This is a genomic window from Alteromonas sp. AMM-1, from assembly GCF_047290655.1.
Taxonomy (GTDB): domain Bacteria; phylum Pseudomonadota; class Gammaproteobacteria; order Enterobacterales; family Alteromonadaceae; genus Alteromonas; species Alteromonas mangrovi.
Map to the genome: position 1 here is coordinate 1 of NZ_JBLBUE010000228.1, position 4,539 is coordinate 4,539.

The window sequence follows — 4,539 nt, forward strand, 5'->3', positions numbered from 1 at the left end:
ACACCATCATCTACACCCAGCTCTAAGAAGGCATAACGAACAGCGTTGATTTTAGCCAGGAAGTCTTCATGAGGAACGGTTACTTTACCGTCCTGGTGACCACACTGCTTGGCATCAGATACCTGGTTTTCGATTTGGATACAGCAAGCACCCGCTTCGATCATCTTCTTAGCTAACAGGTAAGTGGCTTCTTCGTTACCGAAACCCGCATCGATGTCTGCGATGATTGGCACAACGTGCGTTTCGTAGTTGTCGATTTGCGCCTGGATAGCAGCTACATCACCACCGTTTGCTTTAGCAGCATCTAACTTTTTGAATAAATCACTCAGTTCACGTGCATCAGCCTGACGCAGGAATGTATACAGTTCTTCGATTAATGCAGCAACAGAGGTTTTTTCGTGCATTGACTGGTCTGGCAGAGGACCAAACTCAGAACGCAGAGCCGCAACCATCCAACCAGACAGGTATAGGTAGCTCTTTTTAGTCGTGCCCTGATGTTTTTTAACAGACAGCATTTTTTGCTGACCGATGAAACCATGCCAGCAACCTAATGACTGGGTGTACTGAGTGCAGTCTGCATCGTACTCGGCCATGTCCTGACGCATAATTTTAGCGGTATACTTAGCAACGTCTAAACCGGTTTTAAAACGGTTCTGTACAACCATACGCGCAGCAAATTCTGGGCTAATGGCATTCCAAGTACCTTTGTGTTGACTCTTAAGCGTGGCAACCTGGTCGATTGCATTTTGGTATTCTGACATGACTGTCTCTCCTTCCCGAAATTAATATAAGCGTTGGTGAAAACACCGAGGGCGTTGTCATCGACTTCTTTTCCATCCTAGGCGGTGAATGTGGATAAAAGAAATATATAATGTTCATTGTCGGCATAATTTTTGTGAATGATAATGGGTTGGTAAATTGATTTTTATGCGAAGACTATTCAATGGATTAATGGGCAAAGCGATGAAAAAAAACTATTATTAAGGGACAGTAATGACAGGAATCTGCAATGAGTAATATTCTTTCCTCGGTTGATCAGCGAACCAAATTAGTCGGTGAAAACCGTCTGGAATTGCTGCTTTTTCGATTAGGCACCCGGCACACATACGCCATAAATGTGTTCAAAGTGAAAGAGGTTATTACCATTCCAAAACTGAACACAATGCCAGGTGCACACGGCAATCTGTGTGGGGTAACCGTGTATCGGGGGCTAACCATTCCGATTATAGATTTGCGCCAGGCAATTCATTTTCGCGCTATCAAAACTCAACCAGATATTAATCGCAATGTAATCATTACTGAATACAATCGCTCAGTGCAGGGATTTATGATTGGCGAAGTGGTGAGTATTGTGAATACATCCTGGGAAGATATCCAACCGCCGCCAAAAAGTATCGGAAAAACCAACTTTCTAACCGCTATCACTCAGATTGATATTGGGGGTAAGCGAGAGTTAGTCGAAATCATCGATGTTGAAAAAGTACTGGCAGAAATCATCGAATACGACGTAACCATATCGGAACATGTGCTGGATGCGCAGGTTGTTGAACATCTTAAAGGGCAGCGCATACTCATAGTCGATGATTCTTCCACCGCCAGAAAGCAGATACGCGATACCCTTGAACAACTGGGTATTGATATTATTGAATGCCACAACGGGGCTGAAGCGCTGGCGTTGTTAAAAGAGTGGGCTAATGAAGGTATTAATGTAACGGATAAGCTGCTAATGATGTTTACCGACGCGGAAATGCCCGAAATGGATGGCTACCGATTAACAGCCGAAGTGAGGGCTGATAGCCGAATGTCATCGTTATTTATTGCCCTGAATACATCACTTAGCGGCAGTTTTAATGAAGCAATGGTCGAAAAGGTCGGGTGTAATCGATTTATTTCCAAATTTCAGCCAGACATGCTGGTAGACGTTGTTCAGCAACGTATGCGAGAACTGTTATAGAAAACAGACTATTTGGTCTGATTTTATATTTTCTCATGTGAATTCTGTTGCACGCCCGTTATACTGGGTCAGGTTTTAACCTGTTGAATATTCAGCTCGTCGGATTCGTACTGCTGGTTGAACAGTGGGCACTGTACACTGCGGTCATTCGATTTCTCATAAGGAAAATAATGTGCGACAGAACTTGCTTGCGGTAGCAGCCGCAACACTCTTTTTGACTGCCTGTAATGCCACGTTTAGCGATACGTCCAGCGCACTTTTGCCCAAGACGTCTCAGCCTTCGGATAAACCCAAAAACGTGATCATGATTGTGTCTGATGGAATGGGACCTGCCTACACTACGGCCTATCGCAATTTCCGCGATAATCCGGCTACCCCCGAAGTGGAACCCGTTATTTTCGATCGTATTTTTGTGGGGAATGCCAGCACCTATCCAGCTCACGAGTCAGGCTTTGTTACTGATTCTGCCGCGGCGGCAACGGCTTTGGCCTCGGGTGTTAAAAGTTATAACGGTGCGATTGGTGTTGATGTAAATAAACAGCCGGTTAAGTCTGTTTTACAGCAAGCCAAGGCGCTGGGCATGAAAACCGGTATTGCCGTCACTTCGCAAATTGTGCACGCCACGCCAGCCGCTTATATGGCGCACAATGAAAGCCGTAAAAACTATAACGAGATTGCAGAAAGTTTTTACGACGATAAAGTCGACGGTCAGTTTGCCGCCAATGTAATGCTTGGTGGCGGTACACAATATTTTGAGCGTGAAGACCGCGATATCACCGCACAGTTTATCGATGCCGGGTATGAATATGTTGATACCTACAACAAACTGGCCACTATCCCAGCAGGTAAAGATGTACTTGGGTTGTTTGCACCAGTGGGGTTGCCTTGGGTACTGGATGACAAGCGTAAAAATCGCCTGGCTTACCTAACTGAACATGCCATTAAACACTTGGAAAACGACAACGGATTTTTCCTGTTAGTTGAAGCAAGTCAGGTAGACTGGGCTGGACATGCCAATGACATTGCTTCGGCCATGGCTGAAATGCACGATTTGAATTTAACGCTGGAATATCTTTACGAATATGTGCAGACGCATCCTGACACGCTGGTGGTGTTAACCGCTGACCACAGCACAGGGGGACTTACCCTTGGAGCACGCGGAGAATATAGCTGGGCGCCAGAATGGCTTAAAAACCTGTCTGCGTCTCCTACTGTGATTGCCGAGCAGTTGCCTCAGACTGTCGATCCGGTTGCGTTTGTTAGCGACAAATTAGGCTTTGCATTAAATGAAGATGAAGCGAAGCAGGTAATTGCGCTGGCCAAACTAAAAAGCACACGAGCGATTGAAGAAGGTATCAAGACTATACTGGATATGCGCACCAATACCGGTTGGACAACCAGTGGGCATACGGGTGTTGACGTAGAAGTGTTTGCCTTTGGCAAAGGCTATGAGTCGTTTACAGGGCAATATGACAACACCGATATTGCGAAGAAAATCTTTGCATTATTGCCGACTGAAATGAAAGCCCAGGCCTCAGACAATGCGTCTGAAGTAAAATCAAAATCCGCTGCCGGACAGTGTGACTTTGAAAAAGACTGGCGATGTCAGTAATTATTTAAGTGAATAAAAACGCCGGCAGATGCCGGCGTTTTTGTGTCTGTTGAGATGAAATATATTCAGCTCTATCAGATTTCTTTACTCTTACTGATTAATAAAACTCTCGATATCTTCGCCTGTGATTTTGCCAATTTGACTGAACAGGTACCAAAGTGCGCCCACTAGCATGATCATTGAAGGCACCACAATAACCGGATAGCTCAGCGCAGTCATTCTGCCAAGCTCTTCGGTATACGCAGTAGTGCCCGGCTCACTGACTAAAATCACCTTGGCCAGAATGTAATTCAGGGCTGAAGACAAAAAGAAAGACGCGGCAACAATGTACGAGCAGTGTTTTACTTTTTCACCAAACACCGCTTGTTTACCCTGCTTATCGAGTACTTCGTTCAGATGTGGCCAGTTTATAATCTGTTCGTTGAGGATCAGGAGTTTAACCAGAGGTTTGTCTGTCATTTGGGTGATGAGCACGGCAATGCCAATTATGCCAGGAATCGCAGCTTCTTTGATAGCGATGTACTCAGCCGGTAATTTAAGCAGGCTTATCCCACCGGTAAGAATGACACTGATAATACCTAAAATCGAAAAGCCATTTACCTTGCCGCTTTGTTTTAAGTCCCACAGGCCGTAACCCAAAGGAAAGCTCAGGGCGGCCACAATACTCCATGCGGGCCCAAGATATTCTTCAGAGCTCGTGTAGCTCATTACCAGCACGGGGATCACAATGTTAAACGCTAAATTGGGAAGAAAGCCCTGGTTTGCTGGCTTGTTTGCTTGTTGCGAAGTTTCACTCATAGGGGATATCAGTCTCTTGCGGGTTAACCTGTCCGGGCCCATAACCTGGCGCTTATTACGCCCATTACAAAACCAAAGAAATGGTACTCAAAGGATACAAATCGCTGTGTAGGTAATACGCCGAATATCATACCGCCATATAGGAAGGCTATCACCAGCGAAATCAATAATAAAT

4 protein-coding genes are annotated in these 4,539 nt (G+C 45.3%); 2 read left to right on the forward strand and 2 right to left on the reverse strand.

Annotation, left to right across the window (positions count from 1 at the left end; translation table 11 throughout):
• Positions 1 to 761 (reverse strand): isocitrate lyase (locus ACLR2L_RS19105; RefSeq protein ID WP_413370479.1); only part of this gene is annotated, 761 nt, incomplete at its 3' end.
• Between the two features lie 248 nt (positions 762 to 1,009).
• Between ACLR2L_RS19105 and ACLR2L_RS19110 the strand changes: the two genes are divergently transcribed.
• The gene (locus tag ACLR2L_RS19110; protein WP_140956252.1) at positions 1,010 to 1,954 is read left to right on the forward strand and encodes a chemotaxis protein CheV; all 945 of its coding nucleotides are present in this window, start codon (positions 1,010 to 1,012) and stop codon (positions 1,952 to 1,954) included.
• Positions 1,955 to 2,126: 172 nt separating this feature from the next.
• Positions 2,127 to 3,566 carry an alkaline phosphatase gene (locus ACLR2L_RS19115; RefSeq protein WP_413370481.1) on the forward strand — a complete coding sequence of 480 codons (1,440 nt, stop codon included), beginning with the start codon at positions 2,127 to 2,129 and terminating at the stop codon, positions 3,564 to 3,566.
• Positions 3,567 to 3,656: 90 nt separating this feature from the next.
• On the opposite strand, the gene ACLR2L_RS19120 is transcribed toward ACLR2L_RS19115, so the two are convergent.
• Positions 3,657 to 4,364, reverse strand: coding sequence for a VC0807 family protein (locus ACLR2L_RS19120; protein WP_413370483.1), 708 nt, complete (start codon positions 4,362 to 4,364; stop codon positions 3,657 to 3,659).
• Between the last annotated feature and the right edge of the window lie 175 nt (positions 4,365 to 4,539).

What these genes read in the sequence shown, in the direction of transcription:
- ACLR2L_RS19110 (WP_140956252.1), top strand. Translation starts at nt 1,010, where the DNA reads ATGAGTAATATTCTTTCCTCGGTTGATCAGCGAACCAAATTAGTCGGT.
- ACLR2L_RS19120 (WP_413370483.1), bottom strand. Translation starts at nt 4,364, where the DNA reads ATGAGTGAAACTTCGCAACAAGCAAACAAGCCAGCAAACCAGGGCTTT.